Annotated in this window: 28 protein-coding genes; 23 read left to right on the top strand and 5 right to left on the bottom strand. The window is 68.1% G+C overall.

Annotated elements, in window-relative coordinates; translation table 11 throughout:
- From rplX to truA, 19 genes are all read left to right on the top strand, one after another.
- Complete coding sequence (rplX, locus tag ABIC47_RS02080) at positions 1-360, top strand: 50S ribosomal protein L24 (protein ID WP_018191957.1); 360 nt, start codon at positions 1-3, stop codon at positions 358-360.
- Entirely contained in the window at positions 360-947 is a 588-nt protein-coding gene (rplE, locus tag ABIC47_RS02075) for a 50S ribosomal protein L5 (RefSeq protein ID WP_018191956.1), read from the top strand. Before rplX ends, rplE begins: the two co-directional genes overlap by 1 nt.
- 99 nt (positions 948-1,046) lie before the next feature.
- The gene (gene rpsH, locus ABIC47_RS02070) at positions 1,047-1,445 is read left to right on the top strand and encodes a 30S ribosomal protein S8 (RefSeq protein ID WP_018191955.1); all 399 of its coding nucleotides are present in this window, start codon (positions 1,047-1,049) and stop codon (positions 1,443-1,445) included.
- Between the two features lie 6 nt (positions 1,446-1,451).
- The gene (gene rplF / locus ABIC47_RS02065; protein WP_018191954.1) at positions 1,452-1,988 is read left to right on the top strand and encodes a 50S ribosomal protein L6; all 537 of its coding nucleotides are present in this window, start codon (positions 1,452-1,454) and stop codon (positions 1,986-1,988) included.
- 2 nt (positions 1,989-1,990) lie between these two features.
- Positions 1,991-2,362: a 50S ribosomal protein L18 gene (gene rplR, locus ABIC47_RS02060; protein ID WP_018191953.1), complete on the top strand. Its 372-nt coding sequence runs from the start codon at positions 1,991-1,993 to the stop codon at positions 2,360-2,362.
- Positions 2,359-3,072 (top strand): 30S ribosomal protein S5, encoded by a 714-nt coding sequence (rpsE, locus tag ABIC47_RS02055; RefSeq protein WP_018191952.1) that lies wholly within the window; start codon positions 2,359-2,361, stop codon positions 3,070-3,072. Before rplR ends, rpsE begins: the two co-directional genes overlap by 4 nt.
- Positions 3,072-3,257: a 50S ribosomal protein L30 gene (rpmD, locus tag ABIC47_RS02050; RefSeq protein ID WP_018191951.1), complete on the top strand. Its 186-nt coding sequence runs from the start codon at positions 3,072-3,074 to the stop codon at positions 3,255-3,257. Before rpsE ends, rpmD begins: the two co-directional genes overlap by 1 nt.
- Positions 3,257-3,949, top strand: coding sequence for a 50S ribosomal protein L15 (rplO, locus tag ABIC47_RS02045; protein WP_309853371.1), 693 nt, complete (start codon positions 3,257-3,259; stop codon positions 3,947-3,949). Before rpmD ends, rplO begins: the two co-directional genes overlap by 1 nt.
- Positions 3,950-4,025: 76 nt before the next feature.
- A complete protein-coding gene (gene secY / locus ABIC47_RS02040) occupies positions 4,026-5,348 on the top strand; it encodes a preprotein translocase subunit SecY (protein WP_018191949.1) in 1,323 nt (440 codons plus the stop codon).
- Positions 5,345-5,965 (top strand): adenylate kinase, encoded by a 621-nt coding sequence (locus tag ABIC47_RS02035; protein WP_029042970.1) that lies wholly within the window; start codon positions 5,345-5,347, stop codon positions 5,963-5,965. Before secY ends, ABIC47_RS02035 begins: the two co-directional genes overlap by 4 nt.
- A 2-nt stretch (positions 5,966-5,967) precedes the next feature.
- Complete coding sequence (gene map, locus ABIC47_RS02030) at positions 5,968-6,798, top strand: type I methionyl aminopeptidase (protein ID WP_354476744.1); 831 nt, start codon at positions 5,968-5,970, stop codon at positions 6,796-6,798.
- Between the two features lie 173 nt (positions 6,799-6,971).
- Positions 6,972-7,193 (top strand): translation initiation factor IF-1, encoded by a 222-nt coding sequence (gene infA, locus ABIC47_RS02025; protein WP_011186713.1) that lies wholly within the window; start codon positions 6,972-6,974, stop codon positions 7,191-7,193.
- An 82-nt stretch (positions 7,194-7,275) separates the two neighbouring features.
- Positions 7,276-7,389 carry a 50S ribosomal protein L36 gene (gene rpmJ, locus ABIC47_RS02020; RefSeq protein WP_018191946.1) on the top strand — a complete coding sequence of 38 codons (114 nt, stop codon included), beginning with the start codon at positions 7,276-7,278 and terminating at the stop codon, positions 7,387-7,389.
- Between the two features lie 135 nt (positions 7,390-7,524).
- Positions 7,525-7,899, top strand: coding sequence for a 30S ribosomal protein S13 (gene rpsM / locus ABIC47_RS02015; protein WP_018191945.1), 375 nt, complete (start codon positions 7,525-7,527; stop codon positions 7,897-7,899).
- A gap of 38 nt (positions 7,900-7,937) precedes the next feature.
- The gene (rpsK, locus tag ABIC47_RS02010; RefSeq protein ID WP_018191944.1) at positions 7,938-8,336 is read left to right on the top strand and encodes a 30S ribosomal protein S11; all 399 of its coding nucleotides are present in this window, start codon (positions 7,938-7,940) and stop codon (positions 8,334-8,336) included.
- A gap of 120 nt (positions 8,337-8,456) precedes the next feature.
- The gene (locus tag ABIC47_RS02005; protein WP_018191943.1) at positions 8,457-9,455 is read left to right on the top strand and encodes a DNA-directed RNA polymerase subunit alpha; all 999 of its coding nucleotides are present in this window, start codon (positions 8,457-8,459) and stop codon (positions 9,453-9,455) included.
- A gap of 54 nt (positions 9,456-9,509) precedes the next feature.
- Positions 9,510-10,097: a 50S ribosomal protein L17 gene (rplQ, locus tag ABIC47_RS02000; protein WP_354476740.1), complete on the top strand. Its 588-nt coding sequence runs from the start codon at positions 9,510-9,512 to the stop codon at positions 10,095-10,097.
- A 163-nt stretch (positions 10,098-10,260) separates the two neighbouring features.
- Complete coding sequence (locus tag ABIC47_RS01995; protein WP_354476738.1) at positions 10,261-11,286, top strand: GNAT family N-acetyltransferase; 1,026 nt, start codon at positions 10,261-10,263, stop codon at positions 11,284-11,286.
- 4 nt (positions 11,287-11,290) lie between these two features.
- The gene (gene truA / locus ABIC47_RS01990) at positions 11,291-12,160 is read left to right on the top strand and encodes a tRNA pseudouridine(38-40) synthase TruA (RefSeq protein WP_354478681.1); all 870 of its coding nucleotides are present in this window, start codon (positions 11,291-11,293) and stop codon (positions 12,158-12,160) included.
- A 7-nt stretch (positions 12,161-12,167) separates the two neighbouring features.
- Here truA and ABIC47_RS01985 read toward each other — a convergent pair whose 3' ends face one another.
- From ABIC47_RS01985 to ABIC47_RS01975, 3 genes are read right to left on the bottom strand one after another with little or no spacing between them, the layout of a single operon-like run.
- Positions 12,168-12,803 carry a response regulator gene (locus tag ABIC47_RS01985; protein WP_354476736.1) on the bottom strand — a complete coding sequence of 212 codons (636 nt, stop codon included), beginning with the start codon at positions 12,801-12,803 and terminating at the stop codon, positions 12,168-12,170.
- A complete protein-coding gene (locus ABIC47_RS01980) occupies positions 12,800-14,011 on the bottom strand; it encodes a sensor histidine kinase (protein ID WP_354476734.1) in 1,212 nt (403 codons plus the stop codon). The genes ABIC47_RS01985 and ABIC47_RS01980 overlap by 4 nt, the downstream gene beginning before the upstream one ends.
- Before the next feature lie 52 nt (positions 14,012-14,063).
- Positions 14,064-14,933: a helix-turn-helix transcriptional regulator gene (locus tag ABIC47_RS01975; protein WP_354476732.1), complete on the bottom strand. Its 870-nt coding sequence runs from the start codon at positions 14,931-14,933 to the stop codon at positions 14,064-14,066.
- A gap of 105 nt (positions 14,934-15,038) precedes the next feature.
- Here ABIC47_RS01975 and ABIC47_RS01970 point away from each other — a divergent pair, with 105 nt between their 5' ends.
- The 4 genes from ABIC47_RS01970 to glmM all read left to right on the top strand — a co-directional run bounded on the left by ABIC47_RS01970 (position 15,039) and on the right by glmM (position 18,530).
- On the top strand, positions 15,039-15,977 hold the full coding sequence (locus ABIC47_RS01970) for an SDR family oxidoreductase (RefSeq protein ID WP_354476730.1): 939 nt from the start codon (positions 15,039-15,041) through the stop codon (positions 15,975-15,977).
- Between the two features lie 167 nt (positions 15,978-16,144).
- Positions 16,145-16,591 carry a 50S ribosomal protein L13 gene (gene rplM / locus ABIC47_RS01965; protein WP_018191935.1) on the top strand — a complete coding sequence of 149 codons (447 nt, stop codon included), beginning with the start codon at positions 16,145-16,147 and terminating at the stop codon, positions 16,589-16,591.
- A 52-nt stretch (positions 16,592-16,643) separates the two neighbouring features.
- Positions 16,644-17,141: a 30S ribosomal protein S9 gene (gene rpsI / locus ABIC47_RS01960; protein WP_018191934.1), complete on the top strand. Its 498-nt coding sequence runs from the start codon at positions 16,644-16,646 to the stop codon at positions 17,139-17,141.
- Positions 17,142-17,168: 27 nt separating this feature from the next.
- Complete coding sequence (glmM, locus tag ABIC47_RS01955) at positions 17,169-18,530, top strand: phosphoglucosamine mutase (protein ID WP_018191933.1); 1,362 nt, start codon at positions 17,169-17,171, stop codon at positions 18,528-18,530.
- A 37-nt stretch (positions 18,531-18,567) separates the two neighbouring features.
- Here the strand turns inward: glmM and ABIC47_RS01950 are convergent, their stop codons facing one another.
- Positions 18,568-18,876, bottom strand: coding sequence for a helix-turn-helix domain-containing protein (locus tag ABIC47_RS01950; protein WP_029042973.1), 309 nt, complete (start codon positions 18,874-18,876; stop codon positions 18,568-18,570).
- A gap of 81 nt (positions 18,877-18,957) precedes the next feature.
- On the bottom strand, positions 18,958-19,896 hold the full coding sequence (gene coaA / locus ABIC47_RS01945; RefSeq protein ID WP_020076953.1) for a type I pantothenate kinase: 939 nt from the start codon (positions 19,894-19,896) through the stop codon (positions 18,958-18,960).
- Between the last annotated feature and the right edge of the window lie 39 nt (positions 19,897-19,935).

Genomic DNA, 19,935 nt, shown 5'->3' with positions numbered 1-19,935 from the left:
ATGGCGAACATCAAGAAGGGCGACCTGGTCCAGGTCATCTCGGGCCGTTCGCAGGCCCGCGGTGGTGACCGTGGCAAGCAGGGTCGCGTCATCGAGGTTCTCGTCGAGCAGAACCGTGTCATCGTCGAGGGCGTCAACTTCGTGACGAAGCACGTGCGCGTCGGCCAGACGCAGCGTGGCACGAAGACCGGCGGAATCGAGACCCACGAGGCCCCGATCCACGTCTCGAACGTGGCGCTGGTCGACCCCGAGACCAAGAAGCCGACCCGCGTCGGCTTCCGCGAAGAGAGTGTCACGAAGGACGGCGTCACCAAGACGGTCCGCGTTCGTTACGCCAAGAAGTCTGGTAAGGACCTGTAATGACCGACACTGCAACCGCTGCTGGCAAAATCCAGCCGCGCCTGAAGCAGAAGTACAAGAACGAGATCTCCCAGCAGCTCCAGGGCGACTTCGGCTTCACCAACGTGCACCAGGTGCCCGGTCTGGTGAAGATCGTCGTCAACATGGGTGTCGGCGAGGCGGCTCGTGACGGCAAGGTGATCGACGGTGCGGTCAACGACCTCACCCTGATCACCGGTCAGAAGCCCCAGGTCACGAAGGCCCGCAAGTCCATCGCGCAGTTCAAGCTACGCGAGGGTCAGCCGATCGGCGCGCACGTCACGCTGCGCGGCGACCGCATGTGGGAGTTCCTCGACCGTCTCCTCACGCTCGCGCTTCCGCGAATCCGCGACTTCCGCGGCCTCAGCGACAAGCAGTTCGACGGGAACGGCAACTACACGTTCGGTCTCACGGAGCAGTCGATGTTCCACGAGATCAACCAGGACCGCATCGACCGCGTCCGCGGCATGGACATCACTGTGGTGACCACCGCCAAGAACGACGACGAGGGCCGCGCACTGCTCAAGCAGCTCGGCTTCCCGTTCCGTTCCAACGACGCGGCCAACTAGGCCCACCTGCGGGCCGGCCGTCCGGCCGGCCCGCTTCCACCACAGGTCGTCAGTCGTGTACCGGCTGAACGAAACCTGGTGACCGTAAGGAAAACCGAAATGACCATGACAGATCCGGTCGCAGACATGCTGACCAGACTGCGCAACGCGAACTCGGCTCACCACGACACCGTGTCGATGCCGCACTCGAAGCTCAAGGCCCACATCGCCGAGATCCTCACCAAGGAGGGCTACATCTCCGGCTGGGACGTCACCGACGCCCGCGTCGGCAAGACGCTGACCCTGCAGCTCAAGTTCGGACCGAACCGCGAGCGTTCCATCGCCGGTATCAAGCGCGTGTCGAAGCCCGGCCTTCGCGTCTACGCGAAGTCCACGGAGCTCCCCAAGGTGCTCGGCGGGCTCGGCGTCGCCATCCTGTCCACCTCCTCCGGTCTGCTCACGGACCGCCAGGCTGAGAAGAAGGGCGTGGGTGGGGAAGTCCTCGCCTACGTGTGGTAATCCGCCATGTCGCGTATTGGAAGACTGCCCATCGACATCCCGACCGGGGTCGATGTGAAGATCGACGGCCAGGCCGTCACCGTCAAGGGCCCGAAGGGTGAGCTCAGCCTCACCGTCGCCGAGCCCATCGAGGTCAAGCTGGAGGAGAACCAGGTCTTGGTTACCCGTCCGGACGACGAGCGCGCTTCGCGTTCGCTGCACGGCCTGACCCGCACCCTCATCAACAACCAGATCATCGGAGTCACCCAGGGCTATTCCAAGGGCCTGGAGATCGTCGGCACCGGTTACCGCGTCGTCCAGAAGGGCTCGGCCGTCGAGTTCGCGCTCGGCTTCTCGCACCCGGTGACCGTCGAGCCGCCGGCTGGCATCACGTTCACGGTCGAGGGCAACAACCGCCTGACCGTGGCCGGGATCGACAAGCAGGCCGTCGGTGAGGTCGCCGCGAACATCCGCAAGATCCGCAAGCCCGAGCCGTACAAGGGCAAGGGCGTGCGCTACGCCGGCGAGGTCGTTCGTCGCAAGGCCGGAAAGGCTGGTAAGTAATCATGGCTCTGGGTACCAGAGGAAAGAGCAAGGCGGCCGCTCGCGACCGCCGTCACACCCGCCTTCGCAAGAAGATCGAGGGCACCGCGGTCCGTCCGCGCCTGGTCGTGACCCGTTCGGCCCGCCACGTCTTCGTGCAGGTCGTCGACGACGCGCAGGGCCACACGCTGGCGTCCGCGTCGACCATGGAAGCGGACCTGCGCACCTTCGACGGTGACAAGACCGCCAAGGCCCGCAAGGTCGGAGAGCTCGTCGCCGAGCGCGCGAAGAGCGCCGGTGTCGACGCCGTCGTGTTCGACCGTGGAGGCAGCAAGTACGCGGGCCGCGTCGCCGCTGTCGCCGAGGGAGCTCGAGAGGGTGGACTGAACCTGTGAGCGACGAGAACAACAAGGAGCAGACCGTGGCCGATCAGGTAACGGACAGCGCGCAGCCGGTGGAGACCGCTGCGGGCACCGACAACAACACCCGGAGCGAGCGCGAGCCGCGCCGTGGTGGCCGCGAGCGCAACCCCAACCGCGACCGTGGCAGCCGTGACGCCGACAAGAGCCAGTTCCTGGAGCGCGTCGTCACCATCAACCGCGTCTCGAAGGTCGTGAAGGGTGGTCGTCGCTTCAGCTTCACCGCTCTCGTGGTCGTCGGCGACGGCAACGGCCTGGTGGGCGTCGGCTACGGCAAGGCCCGTGAGGTGCCGCTGGCGATCTCGAAGGGCGTCGAGGAGGCGAAGAAGAACTTCTTCCGCGTCCCGCGCGTCGGCAACACCATCCCGCACCCGGTGCAGGGTGAGGCCGCCGCCGGTGTCGTCCTCCTGCGTCCGGCCGCCGCCGGTACCGGTGTTATCGCCGGTGGTCCGGTGCGCGCCGTCCTGGAGTGCGCCGGCATCCACGACGTGCTGAGCAAGTCGCTCGGTTCGTCCAACACGATCAACATCGTGCACGCGACCGTCGAGGCGCTGAAGCAGCTCGAGGAGCCCCGCGCCGTCGCAGCTCGCCGTGGTCTCGACTACGACCAGGTCGCCCCGGCGCGCCTGCTTCGCACCGAGGCAGCGCTGGCCGAGGCCGCCGCGACCGCGAAGGCAGGTGCCTGATGGCTGCGCGTCTGAAGATCACGCAGATCAAGTCGAAAGTGAGCGAGAAGCAGTACCAGCGCGACACGCTGCGCAGTCTGGGACTGAAGCGCATCGGTGACGTCGTCGTCCGCGAGGACAACCCGCAGAACCGTGGGTACGTCAACACCGTCGCTCACCTGGTGAAGGTCGAGGAGATTGACTAATGGCTGAAGAGAAGGCCACCACAGAGGCCGCTGAGAAGCCGGCCGCCAAGAAGCCCGCGACCAAGGCCGCGAGCACGAAGGCTGCCGCCGACAAGCCGGCCGCCGAGAAGACCAGCACCGCGAAGAAGGCTCCGGCCAAGAAGGCGTCGGCTTCGGCCGCTGCCGACAAGGCCGCCGCCTCCAGCACGGACGACACCGTGGCCGCAAAGCCGGCCGCGAAGTCCTCCGCCAAGAAGGACGTCGCCGCCCCGCGCGAGCAGGTCCTGAAGGTGCACCACCTCCGCCCCGCCGCCGGCGCCAAGAAGGAGAAGACCCGCGTCGGACGCGGTGAGGGCTCCAAGGGTAAGACGGCCGGTCGCGGTACCAAGGGAACCAAGGCGCGCTACCAGGTGCGTCCGGGCTTCCAGGGCGGCCAGCTTCCGCTGCACATGCGTGCGCCGAAGCTGCGCGGCTTCAAGAACCCGTTCCGCGTCGAGTACCAGGTCGTGAACCTGGAGAAGCTCGCCGAGCTGTACCCGTCGGGCGGTGACGTCACCGTCGCCGACCTGGTCGCCAAGGGTGCCGTTCGCAAGAACGAGAAGGTCAAGGTTCTCGGCAACGGGGACATTGCGGTTAAGCTGAACGTTGCGGTCGACAAGGTCTCCGGCTCTGCTGAGCAGAAGATCGTCGCCGCAGGTGGCTCCGTCAAGTAGTCATCCGCAGAGCAGCTCAGTCGGGTGGCCGGGGAACCGGCCACCCGACTGACTCTTAGGAAAGCAGGACGCAGGATTGTTTAGCGCCGTTGGGCGGATCTTCCGCACCCCGGATCTTCGCCGGAAGATCTTCTTCACGCTGGGCATCATCGCCCTGTTCCGGCTGGGATCCTTCATCCCTGCGCCATTCGTCGATTTCGGCAACGTCCAGACCTGTCTGAACGCTAATCAGGACACTTCCGGCCTGTATTCGCTGGTGAATCTGTTCTCCGGCGGTGCCCTCCTCAAACTCTCGATCTTCGCGCTCGGCATCATGCCGTACATCACCGCGTCGATCATCGTGCAGCTGCTGCGTGTGGTCATCCCGCGCTTCGAGACCCTCTACAAGGAGGGCCAGGCCGGCCAGGCCAAGCTCACGCAGTACACGCGCTACCTCACCATCGCGCTGGGCGTCCTCCAGTCGACGACCCTCATCACCGTCGCCCGCAGCGGCGCGCTGTTCGGCACCACCGCCGTCTCCCAGTGCACGCAGCTGATCACGGACGACTCCTGGTACGCGATCATGCTCATGGTCGTCACCATGACGGCCGGCACGGGCCTCATCATGTGGATGGGCGAGCTCGTCACCGAGCGCGGCATCGGCAACGGCATGTCGCTCCTCATCTTCACCTCGATCGCCGCGCAGTTCCCGTCCTCCCTCTGGGCGGTCGGCCAGTCGCAGGGCATCGAGATCCTGCTGGTCGTGATCGCGATCGGGTTGCTCATCGTCATGGGCGTCGTCTTCGTCGAGCAGTCGCAGCGGCGCATCCCCGTGCAGTACGCGAAACGCATGGTGGGTCGACGGACCTACGGCGGCAACAACACGTACATCCCGATCAAGGTCAACATGGCCGGTGTCGTGCCCGTCATCTTCGCGTCGTCGCTGCTGTACCTGCCGGCGCTCATCGCCCAGTTCAACCAGCCGGCCGCAGGCAAGGCACCGGCGCCGTGGGTCACGTGGATCACGAACTACCTGACCAAGGGCGACCACCCGCTGTACATGCTGCTGTACTTCCTCCTGATCGTCGGGTTCACCTACTTCTACGTGGCGATCACCTTCAACCCGGAGGAGGTCGCGGACAACATGAAGAAGTACGGCGGCTTCATCCCCGGCATCCGCGCGGGCCGTCCGACGGCCGAGTACCTCGATTACGTGCTCACGCGGGTGACCCTGCCCGGATCCTTCTATCTGGGCATCATCGCGCTGATCCCATTGGTCGCCTTCGCGTTGATCGGCGCAAGCCAGAACTTCATGTTCGGCGGCACGTCCATCCTGATCATCGTCGGTGTCGGGCTGGAGACGGTCAAGCAGATCGACTCCCAGCTCCAGCAGCGGCATTACGAAGGGCTTCTGCGTTGACCCGAATGCTGATCGTCGGACCCCCCGGAGCGGGCAAGGGCACTCAGGCCTCCCGCATCACCACCGCCTACGGGATCCCCGACATCTCCACGGGCGACATCTTCCGGGCCAACATCAAGAACGAGACGCCGCTCGGCAAGCAGGTCAAGGCCATCGTCGACGCGGGCGACTACGTCCCCGACACGCTCACCAACCAGCTGGTCGCGGACCGGCTCGACGAGGAGGATGCCAAGAACGGCTTCCTGCTCGACGGGTACCCGCGGACGCTCGCGCAGGTCGACTACCTCGACGAGCTCCTCGCCGGCAAGGGGCAGAAGCTGGATGCGGTTATCCAGCTGACGGCCGATCAGGACGAGATCGTGCAGCGCCTGACCAAGCGGGCTCACGAACAGGGTCGAGCGGACGACTCGGAAGAGGCCATCCGCCACCGCCAGCAGGTGTACGTGCGCGAGACCTCGCCGCTGATCGACGTGTACCGCGAGCGCGGTCTCCTCGTGCCGGTCGACGGCCTGGGTGCGATGGACGAGGTCGCCGAGCGGATCACCTCCGCCCTCGCCGAGCGGGGCATCGTCCCGGTCGCGGGCGCAGGCGCGTCCACCGGCGAGTCCGTGGCCTAGAAGTGGTCTTCAAGAGGTCGATCTACAAGACGCCCGCTCAACTCCGCGACATGGTCGCGCCCGGGCGCGCGACGGCCGCATCCCTCGAAGCGGTCGCGGCGGCGGTCGCTCCCGGCGTGTCCACCCTCGAGCTCGACGTGATCGCCGAGCGCGCCATCGTGGACGCGGGCGGTGCGTCGAACTTCCAGTTGGAGCCCGGCTACCATCACACGATCTGCGCGTCGGTGAACGACGAAGTGGTGCACGGGATCCCCGGTCAGCGCATTCTCGAGCCCGGCGACATCCTGTCGGTCGACAGCGGCGCGATCCTGGGCGGCTGGAACGGGGATGCGGCGCGCACCTTCGTGCTGCCCGATCCCGCGCATCCCGAACTCGTGGCCGAGCGCACCCGCCTCTCAGAGGTGACGGAGCAGTCGCTGTGGCGCGGGATCGCGACCCTGGCGTCCGCCCGCTACCTCAACGACGTGGGCGAGGCGATCGAGGACTACATCTCGGCGCAGGGCGACTACGGCATCCTGACCGACTACATCGGCCACGGCATCGGGCGCCGCATGCACGAGGAGCCGCCGGTGTTCAACTACCGCGTGCGCGCCAAGGGGCCGGAGGTGCGCCCTGGGCTCGTCGTCGCGATCGAGCCGATGGTCGTGCTCGGATCGCAGGAGACCTACGTCAAGGACGACGGCTGGACCGTCGCGACGGAGGACGGCTCGGCGGCCGCCCACTGGGAGCACAGCGTCGCCGTGCACGCGGACGGAATCTGGGTGCTCACCGCGAGCGACGGAGGCGCCGCCGGCCTCGCCCCGTTCGGTGTGACGCCGGTTCCGATCGCCTGATGGGCGCCCGGATCACGGTGTTCGCCCAGAGCGGCGGAGGATCATACACTCGGATTGGCGGATTCGCGCCCTTTCCCATAAGATAGATCCTTGGTGTCTTAGGCGCGTTCTCACGTGCCTTCCGCCGATCAACGCACGACCAGCAAACCACGACTTTTAGCGACAGTGAGGCTATGGCCAAAAAAGACGGTGTCATCGAGATCGAAGGATCCGTGATCGAGGCTCTTCCCAACGCGATGTTCCGCGTGGAGTTGACGAACGGTCACAAGGTTCTTGCCCACATCTCCGGCAAGATGCGCCAGCACTACATCCGCATCCTCCCCGAGGACCGCGTGATCGTGGAGCTGAGCCCTTACGATCTGACCCGCGGCCGGATCGTCTACCGCTACAAGTAAAGGTCTGCTGTAAGTAACGGCCCCACCCAACGGGTAGCCCCGGGTGAGGTACGAGGACAGCGAACAAAGGTAAGAAACACTCATGAAGGTCAACCCCTCGGTCAAGAGGATCTGCGACAAGTGCAAGGTCATCCGCCGCAACGGCCGGGTCATGGTCATCTGCGAGAACCCGCGCCACAAGCAGCGCCAGGGCTGAACGCAGTCATAACCGAATAGAAGAACAGGCGATGCCAGAACCCGCGTCCGGAGACGGACACGGGGGACACCCTCGGAGGAGGCCGGGGCACCGGGATCGCTGCAGACCTCCACTCATCACAGGAGAAGCCAACACATGGCACGTCTAGCAGGCGTCGACATCCCGCGCGAGAAGCGCGTCGAGGTCGCACTCACCTACATCTATGGAGTCGGCCGCACCCGCGCCCTCCAGACTCTGCGCGAGACCGAGATCTCGGGCGACATCCGCGTCAAGGACCTGACCGACGAGCAGCTCGTCGCTCTCCGCGACTACATCGAGGGCAACTTCAAGGTGGAGGGTGACCTGCGCCGCGAGGTCGCCGCCGACATCCGCCGCAAGGTCGAGATCGGCAGCTACGAGGGTATCCGCCACCGTAAGGGCCTCCCGGTCCGCGGCCAGCGCACCAAGACCAACGCTCGTACCCGCAAGGGTCCGAAGCGCACCGTGGCCGGCAAGAAGAAGGCGCGCTAAGGCCCGCGGCCCCACGCTCTTAGGATTCAGGAGAAGAAATGGCAGCACCCAAGTCGGCCGCTCGCAAGCCGCGCAAGAAGGAAAAGAAGAACATTGCTGTGGGCCAGGCCCACATCAAGAGCACGTTCAACAACACGATCGTCTCGATCACCGACACCACCGGTGCCGTGATCAGCTGGGCCTCGTCCGGCGGCGTCGGATTCAAGGGCTCCCGCAAGTCGACCCCGTTCGCGGCGCAGCTCGCCGCCGAGTCGGCCGCGCGTCAGGCGCAGGAGCACGGCATGAAGAAGGTCGACGTCTTCGTCAAGGGCCCGGGTTCGGGTCGCGAGACGGCGATCCGCTCCCTCCAGGCCGCCGGCCTCGAGGTCGGCTCGATCAACGACGTCACCCCGCAGGCGCACAACGGTTGCCGCCCGCCCAAGCGCCGTCGCGTCTGAGTTCTCTTCTCGTCCGCCGCAGGCGGCGGTCCATTCGGGCCGCCGCCTGACGGCGTGACGAAACCCACCCCAGTAGAAGCGAATGTCATATAGCGGACATTCAGCCGAAAGGAATCAATAGTGCTCATTGCACAGCGTCCTACGCTCACCGAAGAGAACATCTCCGAGTTCCGCTCGCGGTTCGTCATCGAGCCCCTGGAGCCCGGCTTCGGATACACCCTCGGCAACTCCCTGCGCCGCACCCTCCTCTCCTCCATCCCCGGCGCGGCTGTCACCAGCATCCGCATCGACGGCGTGCTGCACGAGTTCAGCACCGTTCCGGGCGTCAAGGAGGACGTGACCGAGATCATCCTGAACATCAAGGGTCTGGTGGTCTCCAGCGAGCACGACGAGCCCATCACCGCGTACCTCCGCAAGACCGGCGCCGGTCAGGTCACCGCCGCCGACATCTCGGCTCCGGCCGGTGTGGAGATCCACAACCCCGAGCTGGTCATCGCGACCCTCAACGACAAGGCGAAGTTCGAGGTCGAGCTGACCATCGAGCGGGGCCGCGGCTACGTGTCGGCCCAGCAGAACCGCAACGAGTACAGCGAGGCGGGCCAGATCCCGATCGACTCGATCTACTCGCCCGTCCTGAAGGTCACCTACCGCGTCGAGGCCACCCGTGCCGGTGAGCGCACCGACTTCGACCGCCTCGTGGTCGACGTCGAGACCAAGCCCGCGATCAGCCCGCGCGACGCCATCGCCTCGGCCGGCCGCACGCTGGTCGAGCTGTTCGGTCTCGCTCGCGAGCTCAACAGCGCCGCAGAGGGCATCGAGATCGGCCCGGCTCCGGTCGACGCCGTCCTCAGCTCCGAGCTGTCGATGCCGATCGAGGACCTCGACCTCTCGGTCCGCTCGTACAACTGCCTCAAGCGCGAGGGCATCAACACCGTGAGCGAGCTCGTCTCGCTGTCGGAGACGCAGCTCATGAACATCCGCAACTTCGGTCAGAAGTCGGTGGATGAGGTCAAGGACAAGCTGACGGAGATGGGTCTGTCGCTGAAGGACTCGGTCCCCGGGTTCGACGGCGCCCACTTCTACAGCGGCTACGACGAGGACGAGTCCACCACCATCTGAGGCTCGTCGCCCGACTCAGCCATCAGACCTTTTCAACACTGGAGATAACCGATCATGCCTAAGCCCACCAAGGGCCCCCGCCTCGGGGGCGGCCCGGCGCACGAGCGCCTCATGCTCGCCAACCTGGCCGCTGCGCTCTTCACGCACAAGAGCATCAAGACCACCGAGACGAAGGCCAAGCGCCTGCGTCCCGTGGCCGAGCGCCTGATCACGTTCGCGAAGCGCGGCGACCTGCACGCCCGCCGTCGCGTGCTCGCCGTGATCAGCGACAAGTCCGTCGTGCACGAGCTCTTCACCGAGATCGCGCCGCTGGTCGCCGAGCGTGAGGGCGGCTACACCCGCATCACGAAGCTCGGCTTCCGCAAGGGTGACAACGCGCCGATGGCGCAGATCGAGCTCGTGCTCGAGCCCGTCACCCCGAAGGTGAAGTCGTCCAAGACCACCGCCGCCCCCAAGGCTGCGCCGGTCGAGGAGGCCCCCGCCGAGGAGACCGCGACCGAGGAGACCCCGGCCGAGGAAACCAGCACCGAGGAGACCAGCACCGAGACCGCCGCCGCCGAGGCGGAGGTCGTCGAGGACGCGACCGCCGACGCCGACGCCGCCGGTGAGACCGACGCCGAGAGCGAGGCGGAGAAGGCGTAACGCCCTCCCCTTTCCACACGAAGGCCCTGCATCCGTGGATGCTGGGCCTTCGTCGTTCCCGCCGTCTGTGGGTCGCAACACGCCGTTATGGCGACCGCAAAACGGCGTGTTGCGACCCACGGATGCCGGGCGGGGGCGGGAGGCGAGGCTCTAGGGTGAAGGGATGACCGACGACACTCTGAGCCCGCTCCGCGAGCGGGTCGCCGCGCCGCCGACCTACCGCCCGCAGCATCCCCTCATCGCCGAGTGGCGCCCCGCGACGGCGGCCGATGTGGATGCGGTGCACGAGGTGTACCGCGCGATCGCCGTCCAGGACCACCCCAACTACGTCACGACACGCGAAGAGGTCGAGGAGGAGCTGGGCTACAGCTTCATCGACCTGGATGCCGACTCGCTGCTGGCCGTCACCGCCGACGGACGGGTCGTCGCCGTCGGCATCGTGATGGAACCGCCGCGGCAGGAGACGCTGGTGCGCGAATTCATGAACGGCGGCGTGCATCCCGAGTTCCGCGGCCAGGGGATCGGACGTGAGCTGCTGGCGTGGCAGCGTGCCCGGGGCGAGCAGAAGCTGGCCGCGTCGGATAAGGCGCTGCCGGGCTGGCTGGTGGGTTACGCCGACCGGCGCGCGCCGGATCGCGAGCGGCTGCTCCTCGCCGGCGGGTTCGAGGTGGCCCGGTACTTCCGGACGATGGAACGCGACCTGCGCGACCCCATCCCCGAGGTGGCGCCGACGATCGATGTGCGGATCGTCCCGTATACGAGCGAGCTGGCCGACGCCGTCCATGCGGCGCGCGATGACGCGTTCCGGGACCACTGGGGCAGCCAGCCGCTGAGCGACGAGCAGTTCGACGGTCTGGTGTCGGGAGTGTTCGTCGCCGAGCTCTCGTTCGTCGCGCTCGCGGGCGATGAGGTCGCAGGCGTCCTGCTCACGGATGTGAACGAGGACGACTGGCCCGGACAGGGCTTCACGGGCGCGTACGTGTCCACCGTCGCGGTGACGCGGCCGTACCGGGGGAGGCGCATCGCGCCGTCGCTGCTGCGAGCGGTGCTCGAGGCGTGCGCTCAGCGCGGCTGGGACAAGGTCGTCCTCGACGTCGACGCCGAGAATCCCACCGGTGCGCTGGGGCTCTACACGGGGATGGGGTTCGTGACGACGCAGGCCGAGACGGGGCTCGTGCGTGCCTACTGATGCTGTGGCCGCCGACCACGCGCGGCGGTACCGCCTCGACGTCGCCTACCAGGGCACGGACTTCAACGGCTGGGGACGTCAGCCCGGGCTGCGGACGGTGCAGGGGACGTTGGAAGACGCCCTCGCGACGATCTTCCGGCGGGCGGGGGAGCCGCCGCTCCTGACCGTCGCCGGCCGCACGGATGCCGGGGTGCACGCCGTCGGGCAGGTCGCCCACGTCGACCTGTCCCCGGCACAGGAGGCGGTCCTCCGGAAGCCACACGGGAAACGTCCGCCGCTATCCGCCGAGGAGGCGCTCGGCCGGCGGCTGAACGGCATCCTGGGCCCGGTGTCCGACGTCGTCGTGCTGTCCGCGACCGTCGCGCCCGAGGGATTCGACGCGCGTTTCTCGGCCCTCTGGCGACGCTACGAGTACCGCGTCGCCGACCGCGCGGCCCTCCGCGACCCGCTGCAGCGCCACCGGACCGCCTGGGTGTCAGCCGACCTCGACGTGGATGCGATGGATATGGCTGCCCACGGACTCCTCGGGCTCCACGACTTCGCCAGCTACTGCAAGGCTCGCGAGGGCGCCACGACCATCCGCACTCTCCAGGCGTTCAGCTGGCGTCGCGACGAGGATGGCGTGCTCGTCGCCGAGCTCACGGCCGACGCCTTCTGCCACAGCATGGTGCGCGCGCTGGTCGGCGCATGCGTCGAGGTCGGTGAGGGCAAGCTCGGCGCCGGCGACCTCGTGGTGCTGCGCGACGAGAAGCAGCGCACCAGCGCCTTCAAGGTGATGCCAGCCCGCGGCCTCACGCTTATGGAGGTCGGCTACCCCGAGGGAGCGGAATTGGCGCTCCGTGCGGAGCGAACGCGCGCGATGCGCGAGCTGTGAGAGCCGCTCACCGTACGAGCCCGTTCTCGTAGGCGAACGCCACCAGTTGCACGCGCGACGCGAGCCCGAGCTTGGCGAGGATGCTGCGGACGTGCGACTTGACGGTCGCCTCGGAGATGAACGCCGTCCGGCCGATGTCGCCGTTGTTCAAACCGCGGGCCGCGAGGAGGAACACCTCCTTCTCGCGGACGGACAGGGCATCGATCGCCTCCGGGCGACGGCGGGCCAGCGTGCGGAACAGGTCCGTGGTCGCCTTCGGTGCGATGACCGAATGACCATCGTGCACGGTGCGGATCGCCGCCAGGATGAACTCCGGCGTCGCATCCTTCAGCACGAAGCCGTCCGCTCCCGCTCGAAGCGCCGCGGCGACCGCCTCGTCGCGTTCGAAGGTCGTGAGGACGACGATGCGGGGGAGTGGTTCCGCGTTTTCCCGCCGGATGCCCTCTGTCGCTGCGATGCCATCCAGCACCGGCATCCGGATGTCCATGAGCAGCACATCCGGTCGTGCCGAGCGGGCCAGTTGCATCGCCTGCAGGCCGTCCGGGGCGCTGCCGGCGAACTCGAGATCGGGTTGCGACTCGATCATCATCTGCAGGCCCGTGCAGAACAGCGGCTGGTCGTCGGCGATCGCCACCCGGATCACGCGGTCACCGCATTCCGGCCGGTCGCCGGGATGTAGGCGGTCACGAGATACCCGCCCGGCTGGTCCTCGTCCTCGCCTGCGTCGAGCCAGCCTCCGGCGAACCGGGCGCGCTCGTGCATCCCGATGAGGCCGCGGCCCGCCGGATTGGGGGGAGGCGCATCCCGTGGAGCCGAGGGCTGGGATGCCAGGGACAGGGCGATGCCGTCTTCTCGCTCGTCCAACGCCAGCCGCGCGCGTGCACCGGCCCCAGCGTGCTTGAGCGCGTTGGTGAGGCCCTCCTGGACGATCCGGTAGACGGCGAGTTCCTGTGCCGCGCTGAGCTCAACGGAGCCGCCGAACCGCTCGACGGAGATCACGAGGCCGGCGTCGGACATCCGCTCCACCAGATCGTCGAGATCGGTCACGCCGGGATGCACGGGTCCGTCGGGACTGCCGACGAGCGTCTCGATCAGCACTCGGACCTCGGTCAACGACGCCCGCGCGGTGTCTGCAATGGTCGCGAGCGAGGGCGCTACGGATGCGGGGCGCTCGTCCACGAGCATGCGAGCGCCGTCCGCCTGGGCGAGGATGACCGACAGGGAGTGCGCCATGATGTCGTGCACGTCTTGGGCGATGCGCTCCCTCTCTCCGGCGACCATCGTCTCGACCTCCGCGCTGCGGAGTTCGGCCGTCGTGCGCGCGAGCTCCTCCTCGCTCCGCCGCGTGCGCATCCACACGCCGATGAGGGTGCCGATGACCCAGGCGAACGCCGCCGCTCCGGCGCAGACGACGAAGAATGTCACTCGGATCGCAGCATCGGTGTGCCCGATCTCTTGGGCCCAGGACAGGAGTCCCGCGACGGACACTCCCGCCCCGACGGCGAAGGCGAGGGCGACGACCCGCAGACGACCGTGCACCGTGGCGGCCACGACGACGATGACGACGGCATAACCGAGGTAGATGGCCGCGTTCTGGAAGATCCCCGACGGGAAGAGGAGTTGCCCGATGAGCACCGCGGTCCCGGCCGCCATGGCCACGACAGGACTGAGCCGCGAGAGCCCGATGGCGCACGCGAGCACGAGCAGCGCGGCCCAGAACGGAACGGTGGCGCGGAGGGCGGAGGGCAGGAGCTGGTTGCGGCCCGCTTCCGTCAGTGCCCAGAACACGAAGAACGTCACGGCGAGGGCGGGCTCCAACAGCCACCGGCTGCGCGTCAGGATCGGACTCATACGGGCAACGCTAGGGTGAGGCCGCCGATTGTGCGCGTGATCGGGCGAGGTTTCAGCCCTGGGGCTGAGTGCGGGTCAGCCCGCCCTGGAGGGTCTGGGCTCCGATGACCGACAGCAGGCGCAGCTTCTCCGCGGACTCGCTGCCCGGTATCGCGGTGTAGACGAGCAGCGAGTGCGCGTGACCCGGGTCCACGAGCTGCTGGCAGTGCAGTTCGAGTTCCCCGACTTCCGGGTGAGTGAAATGCTTGACCTCCTTCGGCCGGAGCCCGACCTCGTGCGCCGCCCAGAGGGTCCGGAACTCGGCACTGCGGTCGAGGACGTAGTCCGCCAGAGCGGCCGCCCGCGAGCCGGGACCGCGCGCTGTCACGACCTCGCGCAGACCGGAGGCGAACATCCGGCTCAGGAAGTCGTGGTCGCGAGGGGCGTACAGGCTGCGCGAACCCGGGTCGGTGAACCAACGCACCCCGAGGCTGCGCTCCGGCCCGCGGAGCGACGCCGTATCGCCGGTCAAGGCCACGCCCATCCTGCTCTGCCGCAGCGTCTCTCCCACTTCGGTCACGATCTCGGCCGGGGTGTCGTCGAGCCGATCGAGCACGCGCAGCAGGCCGGGGCTCACGTGCTCGCTCTCCGAGCCCTGCGCGGGCGGGGTGTGGCCGGCGAGGCGGAACAGGTGATCGCGCTCCGCGTGGGAGAGGTGCAGTCCCTGAGCGATCGAGGCGAGCATCTGCTCCGACGGCTGGGGACCTCGCTCCCGCTCCAGCCGGGCGTAGTAGTCGACCGACATGTGCGCCAGGGCGGCAACCTCCTCGCGCCGCAGCCCGGACGTGCGGCGGCGGCTGCCGCGCGGGAGGCCCACGTCCTCCGGCTGGAGCAGGTCGCGCCGGGTCCGGAGGAATTCGGCGAGTCCGATACGGTCGATCACCCCTCATGTCTACCGTGTGGCGCTCTCCGTAACCACGGATCGCCGGGCCGTGGCTACGGATGGCCCGAGCGCTCAAGGTGGAGTCACCGAACGAAGGAGAACACCGTGGCACGCACGATCGACATCGACATCCCCCCGCTCAGCGGCAGACGGGCCGTCGTCACCGGGGCCAGCGACGGCATGGGGACGGTCATCGCGGCACGGCTTGCGCAGGCGGGCGCGGAGGTCGTCATGCCGGTGCGCGACCGAGCCAAGGGAGCTGCAGTTGCGGATCGGATCCGCTCCACCGTCCCGGATGCGCGGCTGGTGCTTCGTGACCTCGACCTGGCCTCGCTCGACTCGGTCGCCGCGTTCGGCGAGGGGATGCGAGTGGACGGGCAGCCGGTCCACATCCTCATCAACAACGCCGGGCTGATGACGCCTCCGGAGCGACGCACCACCGTGGACGGCTTCGAGCTGCAGTGGGGCACCAACCACCTCGGCCACGTCGCGCTCGTGGGAGCCCTCTTCCCGCTGCTCCAGGAGGGGCGGGCGCGGGTCACATCGCAGGTGAGCGTCGTCGCGAGGAGCGGCGCGATCGACTGGGACGACCTCGGCGCCGAGCGGTCGTATCGCGCCCAAGCGGCATACCGTTCCTCGAAGATCGCGCTCGGCCTGTTCGGGCTGGAGCTCGATCGGCGGAGCGCGGCGGCCGGATGGGGCATCAGCAGCAACCTCGCGCATCCCGGGGTCGCTCCCACGAACCTGCTCGCAGCGCAGCCCGGGTACGGGCGTGCGGCGGACACCGGGGCGGTCCGGATGATCCGCTGGCTGTCCGCCCGCGGCCTCTTGGTCGGCACCCCGGAGACGGCCGCGCTTCCCGCGCTGCTCGCGGCGACGGGGCCGCATGCGGAAGGAGGCAGGATGTACGGCCCGAGCGGACCCGGGCACCTCGGGGGTGCTCCCGCGGAGCAGACACCGTATCCGCCGCTCCGCAATGCCGCGGAGGCCGTCCGGGTGTGGGAGGTCTCCGAGCAGCAGACGGGCATCTCCCTCCCGGTTTGACCGGGCGTGTCCGGCTCCCGTAGTATTGACCTTTGGTGTCCGGGCCCCTGCGGCCGGACACACGAACGTGAGCCCTCCACCGGTCCGGTTCGACGCCGTCGCGAGCGAACCACCAACGGAGTGGGATTCACGAACACCTCCGTTCGAGACAGAAAGCAGCCACTACTGTGACGCGCACCTATTCCCCGAAGGCAGACGAGATCCAGCGCGACTGGGTCGTCATCGACGCGACCGATGTCGTGCTCGGCCGTCTCGCCAGCCACACCGCCGCCCTCCTCCGCGGCAAGCACAAGCCGACCTTCGCCCCGCACATGGACAGCGGTGACTTCGTCATCATCGTCAACGCCGACAAGGTCGCGCTGACCGGTCAGAAGGCTCTGCAGAAGAAGGCCTACCGCCACTCGGGCTACCCGGGCGGACTGAAGGCGACCACGTACTCGGAGCTCCTCGAGAAGAACCCGGTGCGCGCCGTCGAGAAGGCCGTCCGCGGAATGCTGCCGAAGAACTCCATCGGCCGCGCCCAGCTCCGCAAGCTGAAGGTCTACACCGGAAGCGAGCACCCGCACGCCGCCCAGCAGCCGAAGCCGTACACGCTCGGCCAGGTCGCCCAGTAAGCGCGACGACGCAGACCTTCACGACTTAAAGAGACAAAGGATTATCACCACCGTGGCGAAGATCGCAGACAGCATCGACTCGGCCCAGGCCGAGAACGTCGAGTCCTACTCGACCGAGACCCCGGCCTCTGAGGCCCCGGCCGCCCCGCGCGCCGTCCTCTCCGTTCCCGGCGCGGCCGTCGGCCGCCGCAAGGAGGCCATCGCGCGCGTGCGCCTGGTCCCGGGTTCCGGCACCATCACGGTCAACGGCCGTGAGTTCGCCGACTACTTCCCGAACAAGCTGCACCAGCAGCTCATCAACGACCCGTTCAAGGTGCTCGACCTCATCGGCTCCTACGACGTCGTCGCTCGCATCACCGGCGGTGGCCCCTCGGGTCAGGCGGGCGCCCTGCGCCTCGCCATCGCGCGCGCTCTCAACGAGATCGACCGCGACAACAACCGCCCGACCCTGAAGAAGGCCGGCTTCCTCACCCGTGACGCCCGCGTCACCGAGCGCAAGAAGGCCGGTCTCAAGAAGGCCCGCAAGGCGTCGCAGTTCTCCAAGCGCTAGCGCTCGCCAGCGTTTAGGCTTCGGTCCATGCCACGCCTCTTCGGAACCGACGGCGTTCGCGGTCTCGCGAACGGCAGTCTCACCGCCGACCTGGCGCTCGGCCTTGCGCAGTCAGCTGCTGCTGTACTGACGCAAGGCCGAAGCGCCGAGGCGCGCCGCGCCGCCGGCAAGCGCCCAACGGCCATCGTCGCCCGCGACCCCCGTGTCTCGGGTGAGTTCCTCTCCGCCGCCGTCGCTGCCGGGCTCGCCAGCTCGGGCATCGACGTGTACGACGCGGGAGTCATCCCCACGCCGGCAGCGGCCTTCCTCATCGCCGACTTCGACGCAGACTTCGGTGTGATGGTCTCGGCCTCGCACAACCCGGCCCCCGACAACGGGATCAAGATCTTCGCCCGCGGCGGCACCAAGCTCCCCGACGTCGTCGAGGACCGCATCGAGCAGCACCTCGACCTCGAGAAGCTGACCCCGACCGGCGCCGACGTCGGCCGCATCCGACGCTTCGCCGACGCGGAGGACCGCTACGTCCTCCACCTCCTCGGCAGCCTCCCGCACCGCCTCGACGGCATCCACGTCGTCCTCGACTGCGCCCACGGCGCGGCGGCGGGGATCTCGCCCGAGGTGTTCACCGACGCGGGGGCGCGAGTGACCGTCATCGGCGACGCGCCGGACGGCATGAACATCAACGACGGTGTCGGCTCCACGCACCTCGATAACCTCGCGAAGGCCGTGCTTGCGGCCGGCGCCGACGTCGGCATCGCCCACGACGGCGACGCGGACCGCTGCCTCGCGATCGACGCCGACGGCAACGTCGTCGACGGCGACCAGATCATGGCGATCCTCGCGGTCGGCATGAAGGAGCGCGGCAAGCTGCGCGACGACACCCTCGTCGCCACGGTGATGAGCAACCTGGGCCTGAAGCTCGCCATGCGCGACCACGGCATCCGGATGGTCGAGACCGCGGTCGGCGACCGGTATGTGCTCGAGGAGATGAACGAGCACGACTACTCCCTCGGCGGAGAGCAGTCCGGCCACGTCATCATGCGCGAGTTCGCGACGACGGGTGACGGCATCCTCACCGGGCTCCACCTCCTCAGCGAGATGGCACGCCAGGGCAAGACGCTGGCGGAGCTCGCCCGCGTGATGACCGTGTACCCGCAGGTGATGGTGAACGTGAAGAACGTCGACCACCACGCGGTCCACACCGACGAGGGACTCCGCACGGCCGTTCAGACGGCGGAGAGCGCGCTCGGCGACACCGGGCGCGTGCTGCTGCGCCCGTCCGGCACCGAGCCGCTCGTCCGCGTCATGGTCGAGGCCGCGGATCAGGTCACGGCAGAGCGTCTGGCGAACGAGCTCGCGGATGTCGTGCGGGAGCGGCTGGCTCTCTAGCCGTTCAGCGCGTCTCGCGCGTCAGCACTCTCGCACGTCAGCGCGTCTCGTGCGCCCGGCGTGCCGCGAGGAAGTCTGCCACGGAGTAGGCGCGCGAGCGGTCGGGCAGCATCTCGGTGCCGTACAGTCCCGCCATCAGGGTGCCCGGGTCGACGTCGAGCGCCGTGGCGATACGGACGATGGTGTGCAGCTCGGAGTTCGCCTCACCGCGCTCCACCCGCCCGTAGTTCGTCACGTGCATGTCGGCCAGGTTTGCGATGTCCTCCTGGCTCATCCCGAGCGCGATGCGTGCCTCACGAACCCGCTGCCCGAAGAGCTCGGCGGCGCGAGAACGTGGTGCTGGCATGCCTCATGCTTACGGGTCGTATGCATGCATGGCCAGAGCACCACGACCTCATTTATGCATGCCTGAGGTTTAGAAGCCAGATCAGAGCTTGCGCAGCAGGACGGAGCTCACCGCGTGGTCGGCATCCTTCCGCAGCACCAGCTTGGCGCGCGAGCGTGTCGGCCGGATGTTCTGGAGCAGGTTCGGCTCGTTGATCGCCGTCCAGATGGATGCGGCCCGCGCTCGCGCCTCATCCTCCGTGAGCTGGGCATAACGGTGGAAGTACGACTTCGGATTGGCGAACGCACCGCGCTGCAGCTTCAGGAAGCGCTCCTCGTACCAGTGCGCGATGTCGCGGGTGCGCGCATCCACGTAGACGCTGAAGTCGAACAGGTCGCTCACGGCGAGCCGGTTGCCGCCGCCCGCCGGCTGCAGCACGTTGAGGCCCTCGACGATGAGGACGTCCGGGCGCCGCACGACGATCTCCGCATCCGGAACGATGTCGTAGCTGAGGTGGGAGTAGAAGGGGGCCCGGACCTCCGGGGCGCCGCTCTTGATGGCCGTGACGAAACGCAACAGCGCCCGCCGGTCGTACGACTCCGGGAAGCCCTTGCGCTCCATCAGGCCGCGGCGCTCGAGTTCGGCGTTGGGAAGGAGGAAGCCGTCCGTGGTCACCAGCTCGACGCGCGGGGTGTCGTCCCAGCGCGACAGCAGCTCGCGCAACAGGCGCGCGATGGTCGACTTGCCGACGGCGACCGAGCCCGCGACGCCGATGACGAACGGCGTGCTGGCCGCCCGCTCGCCGAGGAAGTCGCTCGTCACCCGATGGAGCTGCTTCGCGCCGCCCACGTACAGATTGAGGAGACGGCTGAGCGGGAGGTAGACCTCCGACACCTCGCGCATGTCGAGCGGATCGCCGAGGCCGCGGAGCTGGACGATCTCCGTCTCCTGCAGCGGCAGTCTGGTGTTCTCCGCCAGCTCCGCCCAGTCGGCCCTGCTCAGCTCGACGAAGGGGGTGGAGGAGTCGCCGTTCGGAAGCATAGGGCACCAATTCTAGGGGGCGCTCCGAGCCGGCTCCCA

Source organism: Leifsonia sp. 563, assembly GCF_040545055.1.
Lineage (GTDB): Bacteria > Actinomycetota > Actinomycetes > Actinomycetales > Microbacteriaceae > Leifsonia.
Note: the sequence above shows the minus strand (reverse complement) of the source record. Positions and strands in the feature narration are given on the sequence as shown.